Annotated in this window: 18 protein-coding genes and 1 tRNA gene; 12 read left to right on the forward strand and 7 right to left on the reverse strand. The window is 64.1% G+C overall.

Annotation, left to right across the window (positions count from 1 at the left end):
- The first annotated feature begins 1 nt into the window (after position 1).
- From CH295_RS11700 to CH295_RS11710, 3 genes are all read left to right on the forward strand, one after another.
- Positions 2-457, forward strand: coding sequence for a nucleoside deaminase (locus CH295_RS11700; protein WP_094635742.1), 456 nt, complete (start codon positions 2-4; stop codon positions 455-457).
- A 93-nt stretch (positions 458-550) separates the two neighbouring features.
- Entirely contained in the window at positions 551-748 is a 198-nt protein-coding gene (locus CH295_RS11705) for a CsbD family protein (protein WP_094635769.1), read from the forward strand.
- Between the two features lie 58 nt (positions 749-806).
- A tRNA-Ser gene (locus CH295_RS11710) sits at positions 807-897 on the forward strand.
- Positions 898-1,307: 410 nt separating this feature from the next.
- Here the strand turns inward: CH295_RS11710 and CH295_RS27500 are convergent.
- From CH295_RS27500 to CH295_RS11725, 3 genes are read right to left on the reverse strand one after another with little or no spacing between them, the layout of a single operon-like run.
- Positions 1,308-1,775 carry a hypothetical protein gene (locus CH295_RS27500; protein WP_141217007.1) on the reverse strand — a complete coding sequence of 156 codons (468 nt, stop codon included), beginning with the start codon at positions 1,773-1,775 and terminating at the stop codon, positions 1,308-1,310.
- A gap of 35 nt (positions 1,776-1,810) precedes the next feature.
- Positions 1,811-2,725, reverse strand: coding sequence for an alpha/beta hydrolase family protein (locus CH295_RS11720; protein WP_094740984.1), 915 nt, complete (start codon positions 2,723-2,725; stop codon positions 1,811-1,813).
- Positions 2,722-3,732: a PHP domain-containing protein gene (locus tag CH295_RS11725; protein WP_094740985.1), complete on the reverse strand. Its 1,011-nt coding sequence runs from the start codon at positions 3,730-3,732 to the stop codon at positions 2,722-2,724. Before CH295_RS11725 ends, CH295_RS11720 begins: the two co-directional genes overlap by 4 nt.
- 120 nt (positions 3,733-3,852) lie before the next feature.
- Between CH295_RS11725 and CH295_RS11730 the strand changes: the two genes are divergently transcribed.
- Positions 3,853-4,542 (forward strand): YceI family protein, encoded by a 690-nt coding sequence (locus CH295_RS11730; RefSeq protein WP_094740783.1) that lies wholly within the window; start codon positions 3,853-3,855, stop codon positions 4,540-4,542.
- Here the strand turns inward: CH295_RS11730 and CH295_RS11735 are convergent.
- Positions 4,523-5,428, reverse strand: coding sequence for a sterol desaturase family protein (locus CH295_RS11735; RefSeq protein ID WP_094740784.1), 906 nt, complete (start codon positions 5,426-5,428; stop codon positions 4,523-4,525). The genes CH295_RS11730 and CH295_RS11735 overlap by 20 nt on opposite strands.
- A 109-nt stretch (positions 5,429-5,537) precedes the next feature.
- Between CH295_RS11735 and CH295_RS11740 the strand changes: the two genes are divergently transcribed.
- The 7 genes from CH295_RS11740 (at position 5,538) to tgt (ending at position 14,872) form a co-directional block, all read left to right on the forward strand.
- Complete coding sequence (locus tag CH295_RS11740) at positions 5,538-6,173, forward strand: SOUL family heme-binding protein (protein ID WP_094740785.1); 636 nt, start codon at positions 5,538-5,540, stop codon at positions 6,171-6,173.
- A gap of 60 nt (positions 6,174-6,233) precedes the next feature.
- Entirely contained in the window at positions 6,234-6,692 is a 459-nt protein-coding gene (locus CH295_RS11745; protein WP_037187662.1) for an RrF2 family transcriptional regulator, read from the forward strand.
- Positions 6,693-6,787: 95 nt separating this feature from the next.
- Positions 6,788-7,489 carry an acyl-CoA-like ligand-binding transcription factor gene (locus CH295_RS11750; RefSeq protein ID WP_170945873.1) on the forward strand — a complete coding sequence of 234 codons (702 nt, stop codon included), beginning with the start codon at positions 6,788-6,790 and terminating at the stop codon, positions 7,487-7,489.
- A 2-nt stretch (positions 7,490-7,491) separates the two neighbouring features.
- Complete coding sequence (locus CH295_RS11755; protein ID WP_094740787.1) at positions 7,492-9,780, forward strand: MMPL family transporter; 2,289 nt, start codon at positions 7,492-7,494, stop codon at positions 9,778-9,780.
- A 92-nt stretch (positions 9,781-9,872) separates the two neighbouring features.
- Positions 9,873-11,603, forward strand: coding sequence for an ABC transporter ATP-binding protein (locus CH295_RS11760; RefSeq protein WP_094740788.1), 1,731 nt, complete (start codon positions 9,873-9,875; stop codon positions 11,601-11,603).
- A gap of 8 nt (positions 11,604-11,611) precedes the next feature.
- Positions 11,612-13,546: an ABC transporter ATP-binding protein gene (locus CH295_RS11765; RefSeq protein ID WP_288143186.1), complete on the forward strand. Its 1,935-nt coding sequence runs from the start codon at positions 11,612-11,614 to the stop codon at positions 13,544-13,546.
- An 87-nt stretch (positions 13,547-13,633) separates the two neighbouring features.
- Positions 13,634-14,872: a tRNA guanosine(34) transglycosylase Tgt gene (gene tgt, locus CH295_RS11770; RefSeq protein ID WP_094740789.1), complete on the forward strand. Its 1,239-nt coding sequence runs from the start codon at positions 13,634-13,636 to the stop codon at positions 14,870-14,872.
- On the opposite strand, the gene CH295_RS11775 is transcribed toward tgt, so the two are convergent.
- The 3 genes from CH295_RS11775 to CH295_RS11785 form a co-directional block, all read right to left on the reverse strand.
- Entirely contained in the window at positions 14,826-15,482 is a 657-nt protein-coding gene (locus CH295_RS11775) for a pyridoxamine 5'-phosphate oxidase family protein (protein ID WP_502694496.1), read from the reverse strand. The two genes, tgt and CH295_RS11775, sit on opposite strands and share 47 nt — an antisense overlap.
- A 118-nt stretch (positions 15,483-15,600) precedes the next feature.
- Positions 15,601-17,148: an SLC13 family permease gene (locus CH295_RS11780; protein ID WP_094740791.1), complete on the reverse strand. Its 1,548-nt coding sequence runs from the start codon at positions 17,146-17,148 to the stop codon at positions 15,601-15,603.
- Positions 17,145-18,551 carry a class-II fumarase/aspartase family protein gene (locus CH295_RS11785; RefSeq protein WP_252342009.1) on the reverse strand — a complete coding sequence of 469 codons (1,407 nt, stop codon included), beginning with the start codon at positions 18,549-18,551 and terminating at the stop codon, positions 17,145-17,147. Before CH295_RS11785 ends, CH295_RS11780 begins: the two co-directional genes overlap by 4 nt.
- Positions 18,552-18,715: 164 nt before the next feature.
- Here CH295_RS11785 and CH295_RS11790 point away from each other — a divergent pair, with 164 nt between their 5' ends.
- Positions 18,716-19,723, forward strand: a complete 1,008-nt coding sequence (locus tag CH295_RS11790) for a LacI family DNA-binding transcriptional regulator (RefSeq protein WP_212556166.1) — start codon at positions 18,716-18,718, stop codon at positions 19,721-19,723.
- Positions 19,724-19,765: the final 42 nt, after the last annotated feature.

Below are 19,765 nucleotides of genomic sequence, written 5' to 3' on the forward strand. Positions count from 1 at the left end.
GATGCCGGTGTCCGACGCGGACATGATCCGAGCAGCCCTGTCGGCTGCGGCCGAGGCATCGGATGCCGACGTCCCCGTCGGAGCCGTCGTGTTCGACGCCTCGGGACGCGAGATATCCCGGGCCTGCAATGCGCGGGAGGCGTCGGGCGACCCCACCGGACACGCTGAAGTGATCGCGTTGCGTCGAGCAGCGGCTGTCCACGGTGACGGCTGGCGACTCGAAGGCTGCACCCTGGCCGTGACGTTGGAACCCTGCACGATGTGCGCTGGCGCGCTCGTGCTGGCCCGCGTCGGAGCGGTGGTGTTCGGAGCGTGGGAACCCAAGACCGGAGCCGTCGGCTCGCTGTGGGACGTCGTACGAGACCGTCGACTCACCCACAGGCCACAGGTTCGCGGTGGTGTGTTGGAAGCCGAGTGCGCCGAAATGCTGACCCGATTCTTCGCTCGTCAGAGATAACGATCTCGTCACATGGTGGCCTGGATGTTCGATTTTGTGGAGGGTGGAGGGCAGAGCGCAACGCTGCGCTCCGAACTTGCGAAGGAGACACTTATGGGACTCGGCGACAAGATCTCGAACAAGACCGAAGACCTCGGCGGCAAGGCGAAAGAAGCCGCAGGTTCGGCGACCGGAGACAGGGACCTCGAAGCAGAGGGCAAGGGCGACCAGACCTCGGCCGCGTTCAAGGACGGTGCCGAGAAGGTCAAGGACGCAGCCTCGAACATCAAGGACAAGCTCACCGGCAACTAGATTCGACGGCTGAGCAGGCGATTTAGCCTCAGGCCGTCATTCCGGTACAGTCTTCTGCGGTGGCGTGTCCGAGCGGCCTAAGGAGCACGCCTCGAAAGCGTGTGACGGGTAATCCCCGTCCGAGGGTTCAAATCCCTCCGCCACCGCCAAGAACTCCCCACCCGATCCGTCGGGTGGGGAGTTTTTTTGTGTGCGCGGTCTGGGGTGGGGCCGGCGGGGTTGGGTGCCGCCGCAAACGCGCGCGCATTCGTTAGACGCGTTCGGATTTGCTACCGGTTCGGGGTCTATTTCGCGCGCACCTGGCAAATGCGCGCGCGTTTGCGGGATCACCGGGCGCACTCAGGAGTTCACGGGTGCTGGTTCGCGGGTGCTGGGGTTCGGTCCTCTGCGGCTGAGTCTGTCGCAAATGCGCGCGCATTCGTCAGACGCGCGCGGATTTGCTACCGGTTCGGGGTCTATTTTGCGCGCACCTGGCAAATGCGCGCGCGTTTGCGGGGAGTGAGCCGGGGGCGGGGTGCGGGGATGGTGGCAGGGCGAGACCACGCAGCGACTCAGCCCCTCAGCACTGTCCCGCACCCGCGGCGTCGAGTCCCCGCAGAATTTCGTTCTGATCGCTGGGTGGGACGTCGTTCCAGCTGGGTGCGGTGGTCATTTCGTTGCGCAGACCTTCGACCGACGTGGCGCGATCGGAGATCCCGGTCTGCTCCAGTGCATCGATCGACGTCATGAACTGCGTGCAGGTCTGCTGGTAGAGCGCTTCACCGGTGACGCCGGAGGTCGCGTCGCTCGGGGCCGCGGGCTCGGCGGCGGGCGGTGCCTCCGGTGCTTCGGCAGCAGGAGCAGGGGCAGGAGCCGGAGCGGGCGCATCGACCGTGGTGCTGGCGGGCACTGTCGTGGACGTTGCAGACGTCGTCGTGGCTGCGGCGGAAGTGGTCGACGCTTCCTCGCTCGACGGGTCGCTGCTACATCCGGCAATCGAGACGGCCACGATCAGCCCGAGCAATCCGGTCGCGATTTTTCCGTTCATCGCCACTGTGTACCACCCCGGCGAAACCACCGACGTCAGAGCAGTGTCTGCGCACGTCCGGTGATGGTGCTCAGAGCCGTCGACCAGGCGCGGTTCTTCGGGTCGAGGAACGCGCCGTGTCCGGCTCCGGGCAGTACGACGAGCTCGGTGTCGGTGCTGCCTGCCTTGGTCGCGGCATCGACGTAGACGCGGCTCTGGTTCACCGAGACGGTTTGGTCGGCATCACCGTGCAGCGCGGTCAGTGGGACGTCGAGCGGGAGATATTCGATGGGGGAGGCGATCTTGTAGCGTCCGGGCACTTCGTTGGGCATGCCGCCGAGGAAGGCAGGCACGAACTTGTCGCCGCCGATGTCGGCCGCTCGTTTCATGTCGAAGACGCCGGCCATGATGGTGGCGCTGCGGGGCTTGATCTTCGGTTCCGCTCCGGGCGCATCGACCGGCATCAGGTGTCGAGCGGCAACCCATGCGGCCAGCTGTCCACCGGCGGAATGTCCGGCGACGTGGACGCGATCGAGGTCGAGTCGCCCGTCCGCCGCACCCTGCACGACGGTTGCCAGTGCCTCGGTGGCGTCGTCGACGTCGGAGAGGGTGTTGGCCCAATTGTTCGGGCCGCGCCGATATTCGACGTTCCAGACGGCGATGCCTTGATCTGCGATGGCCTTCGACATCTGTTGGAAGTACGACAGGTCGAGGTCTTCCTGCCACCCGCCGCCGTGAATCATCACCACCACCGGGAGCGAACTGGCGGTGTTCTCGGGTAGGTACAGATCGCCGATGTTGTCCGAGTCGTATCCGTACTTCAGTCTGATGGGATCCCCGGCTGGGGCCGATACCGGTTGCAGCGCAGCCGAATACGTCTCGGCGGTACTCGGTGAGGAGTCGGTGTCGGCGGAGCTGCAGCCGACCAGCGCCACAGCGAGCAGGCCGGAGAGGAAATGACGACGATTCACGCGCGCTGCGCCGTCCACTCGAGCAGTTCGGCGAGCGGCCAGGTGTTGATCACACGCTCGGCGGGCACGCCCCGCGCTTCGGCGCGGATGCAGCCGTAGCCCTGCCAGTCGAGCTGCCCGGGTGCATGCGCGTCGGTGTCGATGGAGAACAGGCAGTCGCGTTCGAGGGCGATGTCGATCAGTCGCTCGGGGGGATCCTGGCGCTCGGGCCTGGCGTTGATCTCCACTGCTGTGCCGAACTGGCGGCAACCCTCGAACACCACGGGAGCGTCGAACGTCGATTCGGGCCGGGTGCCGCGGCCGCCTTCGACGAGCCGTCCGGTGCAGTGACCGAGAACGTCGACGTGCGGGTTGGCGATGGCGGTGACCATGCGCTTGGTCATGGTCTTGGAGTCGGCTCGCAGATTGGAGTGCACGCTCGCCACCACCACGTCCAGCTCGGCGAGCAGACCTTCGTCCTGGTCGAGTGATCCGTCGTCGAGAATGTCGACTTCGATTCCGGTGAGGATGCGGAACGGTGCGAGCCGCTCGTTGAGCTCGGCGATGACGTCGAGCTGTGCTCGCAGGCGCTCGGCAGTGAGGCCGTTGGCGACCTTGAGGCGAGGGGAATGATCGGTGAGAGCGCAGTATTCGTGGCCGAGCCGCGCGGCGGTGCGCATCATCTCCTCTATGGGGCTGCCGCCGTCGGACCAGTTGGAATGGGTGTGCAGATCGCCCTTCAGTGCGCCGCGAAGTTCGTTGTCGCCGATGGGTTCTGCCGCGTCACGTTGCTCGCGGAGATAGTCCGGGACGTCCTGGGTCAGAGCCTGGCGAATGATCAGCGAGGTCTTGGCCCCGATGCCGGCCAGCGAGGACCAGCTGTCTGCCTTCTCGTGCTCGGATCGTTGTGCGGGTGTGAGGGATTCGACGACATCGGCGGCCCGGCGGTAGGCCTTGACTCGATGGGTGTCCGAGCGTGAGCGTTCGAGCCAATACTCGATCTCTCGAAGTGCGTCCACCGGATCCATGGGTTCCATTGTGCCTGGCGATACCGACACGTGTTCACGGGATAAACGGACAAAACTCTCAGGGAGTTACCAGGTCGCTCACTACCCATAGGCTTGAAGCTGCAACTATCATCGGCAGTCATGACCAAGAAATGGTGGATCGTAGGAGTAGTTGTCGTCGTCGTGGCGGCGCTCGGGCTGTACTTCGGCCCCAAGATCTATGCATCGCTGCAAGGAGACGACGCACCGGCAGCATCGGTGTCCACCTCGGGCGCGCAGGCCGCCAGTACCGAGAGCATCGACGGGCGGTGGATCGTCACCGCAGGTGACGCTGCCAACGCGACCGCTGCGGGCTACACCGTCGACGAGGTGCTCAACGGATCCGATGTCACGGTCGTCGGTTCGACGACCGAGGTCGCGGGCAACGTCGTCATCGCCGACGACACCCTCACCGAGGGCCAGGTGGTCGTCATGACCAACTCGATCAGCACCGACAGTGATCGTCGTGACAGCCAGTTCCGCGGCAACATCTTCGACACCGCCACGTACCCGACGGCGACGTTCAACATCGACTCGCCGATCGACCTGTCCTCGCTGCCCAAGGACGGCACCACCGAAATCGTCACCGCCGAGGGCACATTGACGCTCAAGGATCAGACGCGTCCGGTCTCGGTGCAGATGGAGGTGCTGCAGTCCGGTGACACGCTCATCGCGTCGGGCGCAATTCCGACCACGTGGGCCGATTACGGAATCGAACCGCCGTCGCTCGGCTTCGTCACCGTCGAGGGCTCGGGAACCGTCGACTTCCTGATCAATCTGAGTCAGCAGTAGCGCGTTCTCTCGCGGCTCCGGGTGTCCATCCCGGCGGTCCGACGAGATACCCGATGCGTTCCTTCCATGACCGCGATGCCGCAACATCCCGCGCGATGTTGCGGTATTCGTGTGTCTGGAGGGTCCAGATGTTGAAGGTGTCGACGGGCTTGGTGAGGCCGTAGTTCGGCCGCTCGACCTCCTCGGCGTAGGTGCCGAACAAGCGGTCCCAGATGATGAGGATGCCGCCGTAGTTCTTGTCGAGATACTGCGGATCGCGACCGTGATGGACGCGATGATGCGAGGGCGTGTTGAAGACGAACTCGAACGGACGCGGCAGCCGATCGATGCGCTCGGTGTGCACCCAGAATTGGTAGACGAGGTTGATCGAGAAGCCGACGAACACCATCCACGGCGGCATGCCCAGCAGGGGAAGCGGTAGCCACATGATGACCTCGCCGCTGTTGTTCCACTTCTGTCGTAGCGCCGCCGCGAAGTTGAAGTACTCGCTCGAATGATGGGCCTGATGCGTCGCCCAGATCAGTCGGGTTCGATGCGCGATGCGGTGATAGCCGTAGAACAGCAGGTCGACGCCCAGGATCAGGATCACCCACGTGTACCAGGCGTCGGCCGGGAGATGCCACGGCGCGACGTAGACATAGATGGCTGTGTAGCCGACGAGGGCCAGCGCCTTCCACGCCGTGGTGGTCGCGATGGACACCAGGCCCATGCTCAGGCTGGAGCGCGCATCTCTGGCGGAGTAACTACCGCGTTCACCGTCTTCGAGCTTCGCGGCCGCAATCCACTCGATTGCCAGCAGCAGTGCGAACGCGGGGATGGCCAACGCCACGGGATCGCGCAGCGGTTCGGGTAGAGCGTTCCACGCCGAACCGATCCAGTCGCTCATCGAACCTCCCGCGTGACAGTGAGAGGCCAAGTGTAACGCTGCCTGGCCGACTTTCCTACGGCTCGTACCGTGGAGGACGCACCTATCGACCAAGTGATCGGAGTCGGACTTGTTGCAGAAAATCGCATCCACGGCTGGAGAGGTGGTCTCGTCGGTTTTGGGTGTCGTCGGGATTCGGGTCGGTACCGAGGAACCGCAGCACACGAGCCGGCGACTGACCGATGCGGTCGAGATCCGTCGGTACGAACCACGCATCGCGGCGCAGACCACCGTGGACGCCGACGAGGAAGAGGCGCGCCAGGAGGGTTTCCGTCGCCTGGCCGGATACATCTTCGGTGGGAACGGGGGCAAACAGAAGGTCGCGATGACCGCTCCCGTCAGTCAGTCGTCCGCAGGCTCGCAGAAGATTGCGATGACTGCGCCGGTGTCGAGCACACCCGGCAGCGACGGCTGGGTCGTTCGGTTCTTCATGCCGGCCGAGTGGACGATGGACACGCTGCCCACGCCCGACGACGACCGTGTGACGTTGACGGAGGTTCCCGCCGAGACGGTAGCCGTGCTGCGTTTCAGCGGAGGCCGCGGCCGGGGCGACGTCGAACCGCAGATGGCAGCGTTGACCGAAGCGCTGCGCGCACACGGCATCGAGATGCTGGGTGAGCCGATGACCTGGTTCTACGATCCTCCGTGGACCTTGGCACCGTTCCGACGCAACGAGGTGGTCGTGGCGGTACCGGAAGGGTCCTGACGCGTCGGGGTATTCCGGCAACTGCTCGCTAATTTCCTACCGAAATGATAGGAATTTAGCGTGCACATCACGGCCAAGGCGGACTATGCGGTTCGGACGCTCGTCGAACTCGCTGCGGTCGGTGGGCAGCAGCCCGCGAAGGCCGAGGCGCTGGCCACCGCGCAGGGCATACCGCACAAGTTCCTCGAATCGGTGCTCTCGGATCTGCGTCGTGCAGATCTGGTGTGCAGTAGAAGGGGACCCGACGGCGGCTACTGGCTGGCGCGGGAGGCGTCGGACATTTCTGTTGCCGACGTGATGAGGGCCGTGGAGGGCCCGCTGGCGTCGGTGCGCGGTCAGCGGCCCGAGGATGCGGAGTATTCCGGTCCGGCCGAGCCGCTCACCAGAGTGTGGCTCGCGGTACGCGCCAATCTGCGTGCGGTACTCGAATCGGTGTCGCTTGCGGACATTGTCGAGGACGACTTGCCGGACTTCGTCGGGGAGCTGATCAGCGAGCCGACCGCATGGGCGCGTCGATGACGTGAGTCACATCTGCTGGTCGGTGTGGCGCGATCGTCAAAATTGCACATCACTGCAAACTTGCAGGATCGTGCAAGTTCCGTAGGTTGGTATGCGTGACCTCTCCGACGGGCCTTCGCGATCTGAAGAAGGCCGCCACCCGCGACGCCCTCGGCATGGCCGCCGTGCGTCTGGGTAAGGAACACGGCTTCGACGCGGTCACCGCCGACGCCATCGCGCACGAAGCGGGAGTCTCCACCCGCACGTTCCACAACTACTTCTCCAACAAGGAAGAAGCAGTTCTTCATCACATCGAAGTGTCTGCCCTCGAATGGTTCGAGCTCCTGCGCGCCAGGCCGTCTACCGAGCCCATCTGGGACTCGTTGCGGCACATCGCAATCAACCTCGTCGCGGACCCCGGTCGGGATCTGGACGACACCTTCGCGGCGGCGCGGCTGATCGAAGCCAACCCCGCCCTGATGGCCCGCAAGCTCGAGATGCACCAATCGCTGACCCGCAAACTCGGCGAAGCCATCGCCGAGCGAACCGGCACCGATATCGACACCGACCTCTACCCCAACCTGCTCCAGATGGCCGTCGGTGGTGCCGTCACGGCAGCACTGAACATCTGGGTCACCGACTCCGCCGGCGCATCGACACCGAGGGCCCTCATCGAGGACGCCTTCGATCAACTCCGAGCCGGGTTGCCCGAACCTCAGGGTCGTTCCGCAGGCTCCACTCCCGAGCCCAAGGGTCGTTCCGCAGGCTCCACTCCCGAACCCAACACCCTCACGTCCGAACCCAACCGAGGAGCTTGACAGTGGCCACCTATCTCTACCGAATCGGAAGATTCGCGTACCGACGCAAGGGCATGGTCCTCGGACTGTGGCTGGCGATTCTGGTTCTCGCCGGGGTGGGCGCTGCGACGCTGTCCGGCCCGACGGTCAACTCGTTCTCCATCCCGGGCACGCCCGCGCAGGCCGCACTGGACCTGCAGTCCGAGCGCTTCGGCTCCGCAGAGGATCCGCTGACCGCAGTCAGCGCGGAATACGTGTTCCAGGCACCCGACGGGCAGACGCTGGACACCCCGCAGTACACCTCGGCCATCGATGCCAGCATTGCCGAGATCCAGAAGATCGACGCAGCCAAGCCTGCGGAAGGTGCTCCGGCACTGGCCAACCCGGTCGCGGCCAACCAGTCGATCGTCGAGCGGTACACCGAAGCGGCGACGGAGGCGGGCACCCCGGCCGACCAGGTAGCCGCCGACGCCGCTGCCACGTCACCGCTGAGCCCCAACGGCAACGTCGGCACGGTCACCGTGCCGATCAACGTAGAACTCGCCGACGTCACCGACCAGATCCGCACCGAACTCGACGAGGCCGCGCAGCCCGCCCGTGACGCCGGCCTGACCGTCCTGCTCGGCGGTACCGTCGCGCAGGAGAACGTCTCGCCCGGCGGAACCTCGGAGCTCGTCGGTCTGGCCGTCGCCGCCGTTGTGCTGCTCATCATGTTCGGCTCCGCAGCAGCCGCGAGCCTGCCGCTCATCACCGCCATCGTCGGCATCGGTATCTCGAGTCTGGCGATCACCACGGCAACCGGCTTCGCCGACCTGTCGTCGTTCACGCCGGTTCTCGCCATCATGATCGGCCTGGCCGTCGCCATCGACTACTCGCTGTTCATCCTCGCCCGCTATCGACACGAGTTGACGCTCACCGACGACCGCGAGGAGGCCGTCGGGCGGTCCGTGGGAACCGCAGGCTCGGCCGTCGTGTTCGCCGGCGCGACCGTGCTCATCGCCCTCGTCGCACTGCGCGTCGTCGGCATCCCGTTCCTGTCCCAGATGGGTGCGGCAGCCGGATTCGCGGTGTTCATCGCGGTCCTCATCGCACTGACGTTCCTGCCCGCCATGCTCGGCCTCTACAAGGGCAAGGCCTTCGCAGGCAAGATCAAGGGCGTCAACACCACCGACCCGGAAGACCCGAACGCCAAGCCCACCAACGGACTCCGGTGGGCCCGCTTCCTGGTCAAGAAGCCCGCGTTGGGACTCATCGGCGGCATCGTTCTCCTCGGCGTCATCGCAGGCCCGACCACAGGACTGTCGTTGGCACTGCCGTCGACCGCCACCGCCGACCCGTCGACGCCCGCGCGTCAGGCCTACGACATCGTCGACGACGGCTTCGGACCGGGACGCAACGGACCGCTGCTGGTCATCGCCGACGCGTCGAACGTGGCCGAGGCCGATCGGACTGCCTCCTTCGGCAAGGTCGTCGAGGCCATCACCGGTCAGTCGGACGTCACGAACGCGCAGATCATCGCCGTCAACCCGGCCGGTGACACCGCACAGATCCTCGTCACCCCGTCGTCCTCGCCGAACAGTGAGCAGACCAAGAACCTGGTGGCGAACCTGCGTGACGCCGAACCGGGCGTGGTGGCGAGCGACGGCGTCTCCTACGGCGTCACCGGCCAGACGGCGCTCGAGCTGGACGTCTCCGAGCGACTGCAGGACGCGTTGATTCCGTACCTGGCGGTGGTCGTCGGCCTGGCATTCGTGCTGCTGATGCTGGTGTTCCGTTCCATCCTGGTGCCGCTGACCGCAACTCTCGGATTCCTGCTCAGCGTGCTGGCCACGTTCGGTGCCACGGTGTTCATCTTCCAAGAGGGTGGGCTCGGCCTGATCTCCAACCCGCAGCCGATCGTCAGCTTCATGCCGATCTTCCTGATCGGTGTCGTGTTCGGCCTGGCGATGGACTACCAGGTGTTCCTCGTCTCGCGAATGCGCGAGGAGTTCGTCCACGGAGCCGCCGCCAAGGATGCCGTCGTCAACGGCTTCAAGTACGGCGCACGCGTGGTCACCTCGGCAGCGATCATCATGATCTCGGTGTTCGCCGCATTCATCGCCGAGCCGGATTCGTTCATCAAGTCCATCGGATTCGCGCTCGCCGCCGCCGTGTTCTTCGACGCGTTCGTCGTGCGCATGGTGCTGATTCCGTCCGTGATGGCGCTGCTCGGCGACAAGGCCTGGTGGCTGCCGAAGTGGCTGGACAAGGTTCTGCCGGACGTCGACATCGAAGGTGCCAAACTGAAGACTGCACCGGAGAAGTCCGCGTAGTTCTCGACTGCAGCCGGTCGGCCGAAGATTGCCCGCAACACTCGAAAAACGGAGAGACTGTTATCCATGTGTACGAGTAATCTTCGGCCATCATGCTGATCCCCCTGCTGCGCACGTATCTGGCTCCGTACAAGATGCCGATCGTCGCGCTCATTCTGCTCCAACTGGTCGCCACACTGGCGGCACTGTTCCTGCCCAGTCTCAACGCCGACATCATCGACAAGGGCGTCACCACCGGCGACACGGGCTACATCCTCTCCGCCGGCGGAGTGATGTTGCTGGTGTCTGCAGTGCAGATCATCAGCTCGGTGTCCGCGGTGTTCATCGGTGCGCGCGCGGCCATGGGTGTCGGACGCGACCTGCGTGGGGCCATCCTGCATCGCGTCGGCACGTTCTCCGCCCGTGAGGTCGGCCAGTTCGGCGCGCCGTCGCTGATCACCCGCAACACCAACGACGTTCAGCAGGTGCAGTTGGTGATCGTCATGGGGTTCACCATCGTGGTGATGGCCCCCATCATGTGCGTCGGCGGCATCGTGATGTCGCTGCGCGAGGATCTCGGGTTGTCCTGGATCCTGATGATTGCGGTGCCGGGGCTCGCGATCTCCATGGGCCTGATCATCATCAAGATGGTGCCGGCGTTCCGCTCGATGCAGAAGCGGATCGACGCCGTCAATCGTGTTCTGCGTGAGCAGATCACCGGAATTCGCGTGGTGCGAGCGTTCGTTCGCGAGGATTTCGAGATCGACCGTTTCGGGTCGGCGAACGCCGCGCTCACCGGTACCGCTCTGCGCGTCGGACGGCTCATGGCCCTGATGTTCCCGACGGTCATGCTCATCAGCAACGTCACCAGCGTCGCCGTCATCTGGTTCGGTGGCCATGCGATCGACGAGGGCACGATGCAGATCGGCTCGCTCACAGCACTTCTGAGCTACATCATGCTCATCCTCATGTCGGTGATGATGGCCTCGTTCATCGCGATGATGGTTCCCCGCGCGTCGGTGTGCGCCGATCGCATCAGCGAGGTGCTCGCCACCGAATCCTCGGTCGTGTTGCCCCGCGAGCCCAAGACGTTCGTGTCGTCGCCGGGAACCGTCGAGCTCGTGAACGCCGAGTTCTCTTTCCCCGGAGCCGAATATCCGGTGCTGTGCGGGGTGAACCTCACAGCCGAGGCAGGCAAGATCACCGCCATCATCGGCGGCACCGGCTCGGGAAAGTCCACTCTCGTCAACCTGATTCCGCGACTCATCGACGTAACCGGCGGTGAGGTACGCGTCGGCGGAGTCGATATCCGCGAACTGGATCTGGACCTGCTGCGTTCCGAGATCGGCCTGATCCCGCAGAAGCCGTACCTGTTCTCGGGCACCATCGCGAGCAACCTGCGCTACGGCAAATCCGATGCCACCGACGACGAACTGTGGGAGGCACTCGAGATCGCCCAGGGAGCCGACTTCGTTCGCGCCATGCCCGAGGGCTTGGAGACGCCCGTCGCTCAGGGCGGTACGACGGTCTCCGGCGGTCAGCGGCAACGCCTCGCCATCGCTCGCGCCCTGGTGCGCAAACCCAGCATCTATCTGTTCGACGACTCGTTCTCCGCGCTGGACCTCACCACCGACGCCAATCTGCGCGCGGCTCTGAAGGCAGTGACGCGAGATTCATGCATGATCGTTGTCGCCCAGCGCGTCTCGACGATCATCGACGCCGATCAGATACTCGTACTCGACGACGGAAAGCCGGTAGGTGTGGGTACCCACGACCAATTGATGGCCGATTGCCCCACCTACGCCGAGATCGTCGACTCGCAGCACGCAGTGGGTGCACTGTGACCGCGCAGGTGGAGAAGGCGGAAGAGGAGGACATCGCCCCCGTCTCCAAGACTGTGAAGCCGGGAACCAAGGCCCGCAACTTCAAGGGTTCGTTCAAGCGTCTGGTGGGCCTGCTCGCTCCCGAGCGAGTGCTCCTGTCGGTGATGCTGGCGTTCGGTATCGCCAGCACCGTGCTGACCGTCGCGGCACCCAGCGTCCTCGGACACGCGACGGACCTCATCTTCAACGGCGTCGTCGGCCGCGAGCTCGATCCGGGTCAGACCAGAGATCAGGCCATCGACCAGCTCCGGGCGGAGGGGAACGATTCCATCGCAGATCTGGTGTCCGGTACGAACCTGACCCCCGGAGCCGGAATTGACTTCGGTGCAGTGGGAACCGTGCTGTTGTGGGTGCTGGTTCTGTATGTGCTCTCTGCGGTGCTGGCCTGGGCGCAGGGATACATCCTCAACATCGCGCTGCAGCGGCGAATCCTGTTGCTGCGCGGCAGCGTCGAAGCGAAGGTGCATCGCCTGCCGCTCAAGTACTTCGACAATCATGCTCGCGGCGAGACACTGAGCCGCGTCACCAACGACATCGACAACGTCTCCACGAGCCTGCAGCAGACGCTCAGCCAGTTGATCACCGGCATTCTCACCGTGCTGGGCATCCTCGGCGTCATGATCTGGATCTCGCCGTTGCTCGCTCTCGTTGCGGTGCTGACCATTCCGGCGTCGTTCGCGGTGACCGCCGTCATCGCCAAGCGCTCACAGCCGCACTTCGTGGCGCAGTGGAAGCACACCGGCAAGCTCAACGCGCAGATCGAAGAGACGTACACGGGCCACGAGATCGTCAAGGCCTTCGGCCGTCAGGCAGAGGTGGAACGCGAATTCGGCGAGCGCAACGAGAAGCTGTTCCAGTCGAGCTTCCGGGCGCAGTTCATCTCGGGCATGATCATGCCCGTCATCATGTTCCTCGGGAACATCAACTACGTGGTCATCGCTGTGGTCGGCGGGTTGCGGGTCGCGTCGGGCACGCTCACGCTGGGTGAGGTGCAGGCGTTCATCCAGTACTCGCGTCAGTTCACGCAGCCGCTCACCCAGGTGGGTTCGATGGTGAACCTGGTGCAGTCGGGTGTCGCGTCGGCCGAGCGTATCTTCGAGGTCCTCGACGCCGAGGAAGAGGACGCCGACCCGGCCGATGCGGTGCGGCCCACCGAGCGCCGAGGACGCGTCGAATTCGAGGACGTCTCGTTCGGCTACTCTCCCGACCGCCCGCTGATCGAGAACCTCTCGCTGGTTGCCGATCCCGGGCATCTGGTCGCGATCGTCGGACCGACCGGCGCGGGCAAGACCACCCTGGTGAACCTCATCATGCGGTTCTACGAGATCGATTCCGGCCGAATTACCCTCGACGGCGTCGACACCAGGAAGATGACCCGCGAGGAACTACGCGCTCGCACCGGAATGGTGCTGCAGGACACCTGGCTGTTCGGCGGAACCATTCGCGACAACATCGCCTACGGCGACCCGAGTGCCAGCGAGGAAGAAATCCTCGAGGCCGCGCGCGTCAGTTACGTCGACCGCTTCGTGCACTCGTTGCCCGACGGCTACGACACGATCATCGACGAGGAGGGCAACAACGTCAGCGCCGGTGAGAAGCAGCTCATCACCATCGCCCGTGCCTTCCTGGCCAAGCCGCTGATCCTCATCCTCGACGAGGCCACGAGCTCGGTCGACACCCGAACCGAGCTACTGGTGCAGAAGGCCACCGCGAAGCTGCGCACCGATCGCACCAGCTTCGTTATTGCACATAGGCTTTCGACCATCCGCGACGCGGACACCATCGTGGTGATGGAGAACGGCAGCATCGTCGAACAGGGCAATCACGAGGAACTGCTCGCGGCCAGGGGTGCGTACTTCCGCCTCAATGCGGCTGGAGCGGCTCCGCCTCAGGTGCACGGCTGAGTCACCGGTCCATTCGCAGGCTCCACTCCTGCCTCGTAGTGGGCTACGAATTTCCACTCACAAGCAGCGAAGCCGCATACTGACGCGGTGAGTTCCTCCAGTTTCGGCTTCGATATCGGCACCCGGCTCGACGGTGAGCTGGGCCGCACCGGCACCATCCACACACCACACGGTGACATCGCCACCCCCGCGTTCATCGCGGTGGGAACCAAGGCGACCGTCAAAGCGGTGCTGCCCGAGGCGATGAAGGAGCTCGGCGCGCAGGCTGTGCTCGCCAACGCGTACCACCTGTATCTGCAGCCGGGCTCGGACATCGTCGACGAGGCAGGTGGGCTGGGCAAGTTCATGAACTGGGACGGGCCGACGTTCACCGACAGCGGCGGTTTCCAGGTGATGTCGCTCGGTGTGGGGTTCAAGAAGGTCATCTCGATGGACGCCACGCGCGTGCAGTCCGACGACGTCATCGCCGAGGGCAAGGAACGGCTGGCTCACGTCGACGACGACGGGGTGACGTTCAAGTCCCATCTCGACGGCTCCAAGCATCGGTTCACTCCCGAGGTGTCGATGCAGATTCAGCATCGCCTCGGAGCAGACATCATGTTCGCGTTCGACGAGCTGACCACGCTGATGAATACCCGCGGCTACCAGGAGAAGTCGGTCGATCGGACGCAGGCGTGGGCGAAGCGGTGCGTCCTCGAGCACGAGCGTCTCACGATCGAACGCGCCGACAAGCCGTATCAAGCGCTGTTCGGGGTGGTGCAGGGCGCGCAGTACGAGGATCTGCGACGCAAGGCCGCACGCGATCTCGAGACCATCACCGGAGAGACGGGTCGCGGCTTCGACGGCTACGGCATCGGCGGCGCACTCGAGAAGCAGAACCTGGGCACCATCACTCGGTGGGTGAACGAGGAACTGCCCGAGCACAAGCCGAGGCACATGCTCGGCATCAGCGAACCGGACGACTTCTTCACCGCCATCGAGAACGGTGCCGACACGTTCGACTGCGTCAATCCCTCACGCGTGGCGCGCAATGCAGCGATCTACGTGCCGACGGGACGCTTCAACATCAACACCGCCAAGCATCGGCGCGACTTCACCCCGATCGACGAGAACTGCGACTGCTACACCTGCGCGCACTACACCCGCGCATACATCCATCACCTGTTCAAGGCCAAGGAGATGCTCGCCTCGACCTTGTGCACCATCCACAACGAGCGCTTCACGGTCAAGCTGGTCGACGACATTCGCGCCGCCATCGATCAGGGACGCTTCGCGGAATTCAAGACGGAGTTCCTGGGTCGCTTCTATGCGTCGAAGACTGCGTGAGCTGATCTTCGAGCTCCGAAATGCGCTGTAGCAGTTCCTGTTCCCGCTCGGCGGCCTTGCGCTGGTAGACCTCGGAGAGCTCCGCGAGGTAGGCCGCGTCGTAGCGGGGGATGATGCTGCGAGTGCAATTCCAGTCGAATGCCTCGACGTTGATGACGACGCTGCGTTCGCACGTGGCCGCGACGGTCATGTCGCCGATCTTCCTCAGTCGGTCCAGCAGCTCGGGGTCGTCGGCCTTCTCGACGGTACGCGCCCGTCCGTAGAGCTTGAGCCGTTGGCGCAGAGGGTAATTCACCAGAAGTAGCGCGACGCGATCGTCGTGATCGAGATTGGCCGCCGTCACGTACTGGTGGTTTCCGGCGAAGTCGGCGAAGCCGACCGTGCGATCGTCGAGAACCTGCAGGAATCCTCTCGGTCCACTTCGATACTGAATGTAGGGCCAACCGGTCTCGGCGACAGTGGCGATCTGGAACTGATCCAGCGCGCGAATCATGGCCTTCTCGCGAGTGTCGAGAGGCGTCGGACCGTCGTCGGGTCGTTCGGTCTGTGAGCCGTAGGCGGTGTAACTGCCGTCGACCTTCTGCCGCGCAATCGCAGCAGGACCGAACATCAAATGGTGATAGTGGTTGCTCTGCGGCACGGGGTTCACCATAGGGCAACCACCGCGTCGACGTAGTTCCGCGACGTTCCTGCGGGGCTACGTCGACGCGGTTGTCGATGGCGGTCGGTCAGGCCTGGAGTCCCAGCCCGATGAGGGTGCCGATTCCGACAACGGTGACGAAGATCAGCGGGATGCAGATGATGTCGATGAAGACACCGGTGCCGATCATGCGCTTCATGGGAATGAAGCCCGATCCATAGACGATCGCATTCGGGGGTGTTGATACCGGGAGCATGGCTCCGGCATTGGCGCCGAAGACGCCCGCCATGGCGGGAATGATCGGGTCCACTCCGATCGCGATGGCAATCGGAATGATGATGGGGACAACGATTCCGACACTTGCGGTGTTGCTGGTGGTCTCCGAGATCACCAGGGCGATGACGATCGCGATCAGACTGAGCATCCAGGTGCTGTTGACGCCGGTCAGGTCCGCCAGGCCTTCACCGAGGGTGGCCGCGAGTCCGGTCTTGTTCATCATCGCACCGATGGTCAGTCCGACACCGACGAGAACGACAGTGCCCCAATCGATTGCTGCCGCCTCCTTCCACGTCAACGTTGGCTCACCCGAGCCGTTTCCGCGGGGAAGGAAGAACAGAACGCAGGCAGTGAGGATCACGACGGATCCCTCGTTGAGGTTGTCGGTGACATTGGTGACGACGGTCGTGGTGACGCCGAAGGTGGTGACGAGTGACGGCAGAATCCACAGCACCACGGTGCCGACGAAGACGATGAGAACGTTGCGTTCGGGAACGGTCATCGAACCGAGCTCGGAGTACCGCGCGCGGAAGTACTCCTGGCCTCCGTGAATCTTTTTCACTTCCGGTCGATTGACGATGATCAGTGCAATCCACATGACTGCAGCCATGGCTACCAGATAGGGGCCGGACATGGACACCCAGTCGAAGAGGTCGACCTTGTAGCCGGTCATCGTCTCGATGGTTCCGCGTCCGATGACGTTGGCAATCCCGGTGATCGGCGTGAGAACCGAGCCGACGCTTGCGCCGTACGCGATCGCCAACATGAGCAGGCAGGAGAATTTTGTTCGATTGGTCTTGATGTCGGGGTTCTGCTTCTGGATGAGATCGCCGATGGTTTTGACGACACCGATTCCGATCGGCAGCAGCATTGCTGCTGTGGCCGAGGCGGATACGAACATCGACAGAATGCAAGCGACCAGTCCGAACGCGCCGGCAGTGCGGTACGTACTGTTACCGACCCCGGGCAGTGACAGGACCTTGAGGGCGAATCGTCGGTCGAGTCCGTGCACGGTCATGGCCCTGGCAAGGATGAAGGCACCGATCACCAGGAATACCGTCGCCGATCCGAATCCTCCGTACACCTCGGTCGGTGTGCCGACTCCGAGGACGACCATCGCGGCGATACCGAGCAGTGCGGTGACGGGAATCGGAACGGGCTCGGTGATCCACATCAGGACCACCACGGTGAGCACGGCCAGCATCGATTGTTGGTTGCCCGGTAGATCGAGTGGGGCGAACAGGATGCCGAGTAGCAGAATCGGAGCCCCGATCATGCCGATACGGCCCCTGATCAGATCGAAGCGCTCTTCGCTGGCGAGTTTTGCGGGTTCTTCCGTGGTGTGGGGTGCGAGGGTCATGAGGTCACCTGTGCAAGGTCGTCGATACGGGTCAGCGTCGGCCTGGTGACAGGGAGCTGCTGCCAGGACCGAACAGCATTCGAGACGATTCCGACGGCCTCGCCGAGATAGTCGTCGGCCGTGGTGAGCTTCTCGGGCAGAAGCGATTCCTTCCCGGCTTCACGGGCGACTTCGGGCAGAGTGTCGGCGAGCACGCGACGAGTCGATCGAGCGCGCGCAGCTGCTTCGTACACCAGGTCGTGGGCGTGCTCTCGGCCCATGGCGTCGGCGAGATGAATCATGTGGGCCTCGGCCATGACGAGTCCGCCGTCGAGGTCGAGGTTCTCACGCATACGGTCTGCGTCGATGCGCATACCTTCGGCAATGACGATCGCCTCCGAGAGGGCACTGCCGGCGAGAACGGCCAACTGAGGAATGACGTGCCATTCGATCTGCCATTCTCCGGCACTGCGCTCGTGTCCCGCCTCTTGGATCCGGGGCAGGGTGGATGCAAGTGCCGCTGCGGTTCCGGACAATCCGATGATCGCCTCGGAGGATATGGGATTCACCTTCTGCGGCATGGTCGAAGACGCCCCACGGTGGCTCGAGTAGGGCTCGAACACCTCACCGATTTCGGTACGGGACAGGTCGACGACGTTGCGTGCGAGCTTGGCGCACGCGCCCGCGATGGTGGCGCACAGCCACCCGAACTCGGCCAGCCCATCACGTTCGACGTGCCAGGGTGTGTCGGTGTCGTGCAGTTCCAGCAGCTCCGCGACCCGGTGTCGTACGGCGACGGATTGTGGCCCGTACGCGGCCGAGGTGCCGCCCGCACCGAACATGGAGATCATCGCGACGCGCGGCCGCGCCTCGGCCAACCGCGTTCGATGGCGGGTCAGCTGCCCGAGCAGCGTGGACAGCGTGGCTCCGAACGTGGTGGGGACGGCCTGCTGTGCGTGGGTTCGGCCCGGCATCACCGTGGTCGCATGTTCTTGTGCCAGCACGGCAAGGGCGTCACCGAATTGCTGGAGCTGTGCATCGAGAGCGATCATGGAGCGCGAGAGCTGCAGTGCCAGTGCGCTGTCCATGATGTCCTGGGTCGTGGCACCGTAGTGCACCCGCCCATCTGGGCCTGCGGGGAGCTGCGCGCTGATCTGCCGAACCAGTCCCAGAATGGGATAGCCGACATTTTTCGACGATTTCCACAGTTCGTCCCTGTCCACGATGTCGATCGTCGCGGCGGCGGCAATCGCGCGAGCATCGTCGACGGTGATGATGCCGAGCTCGCCCTGGGCGATGGCCAATGCGCGTTCGGTTGCCAGCCATCCTTCGATACACGAATCGGCGGAAAAGATATCGATCTGGGTGGGGTCCCCGGCGAGGTGCATGAGCATCGAGAACGGTCCAGACGAGGCGGCTTCCATACGGCGTCCTTTTGTCGACATGAGTGGAGACACTCGATCGATCCAATGTGATCGAGGTCATGTGGAATCGGTTCCATATCAATATGGGGCGACGCGTTGGATTTGTCAATCCCCGGCGCAGGCGACGCTCTGCGGGCAGTCCAAGTGCGGTTATGCTCGATGGCGTGGCCAAACTGCGCGATGTCGCCCTCCGCGCCGGCGTCGGCGTCGGTACGGCATCTCGTGCAATGAGCGGTCGCGGTTACGTCGATCCGGCCACTCGCCAACGCATCGTCGACGCCGCTGACGAACTCGGCTATCGGCCCAACAAGGTCGCGCGCGCACTTCGCGAGAACCGCACCGGGGTGGTCGGCTTGCTGCTCCCCGACATGGCGAACGAGTTCTACACCGAAAGCGCATCGGTCATTCAAGCCGTTCTGGCCGAGGCCGGACTTCAACTCGTCGTCGCGACGAGCGGGCCCGATACGGACACGGAAGACCGAGGCATCAAGTCTCTCCTGGACCATCGGGTGGACGGCATCGTGCAGGTCCCGGTCGATGCCGACCGGCTCATGCCGGCGGGAATCCCGATCGTTCAGCTCAACCGTCGCTCCAACCTGCTCCAGTGTGACGCGGTGGTGAGCGACGACGAAACGGGAATCCGCGAATTGACCGAAGCCGCAACAGCTCTCGGGCATCGCGACATCGCGTTTGTGACCGGAGATCCGGAGCACAGTACGAGCCGTGATCGTCTGCGCGGGTTCATGTCCGCTGCGCGGGATGCCGGACTGCAGGTGGATGGGGAGAGCGGGGGCCGGGTCCGCGTTCTCGATGGAGAGTTCTCTTCGAAGTGGGGTCGGCAGGCTCTCCATTCCCTTCGGGACGACCTTCCGACGATGGTGGTCGCAGCCAGCAGTCGCATCGCACTCGGTGTCCTGCATGGGTGTGCCGATCTCGAGATCGACATTCCGACCGAGTTGTCGGTTGCCGCGCACGGCGATCCGGAGTGGTATCAGGTGTTTCCGCCTGCGATCGCATGCTACGCACCGCCGTTGGCAGAGATGGGACGGGTGGCGGCGACCCTGTTGCTGGATCGAATGCAGACGGACGCGGTGCTGCAGGGGCCCGAGATCACCCGGCTGCGCGGCGAGGTACACCTGCGGAAGTCCTTGGCGTCGACACCTGGCCGCTGATTCGGCGAGGTAGCCTATTACTACCGACTGTGTAGTAATAGA

This window comes from Rhodococcus sp. 14-2483-1-2, assembly GCF_002259405.1.
Classification (GTDB): Bacteria; Actinomycetota; Actinomycetes; order Mycobacteriales; family Mycobacteriaceae; genus Rhodococcoides.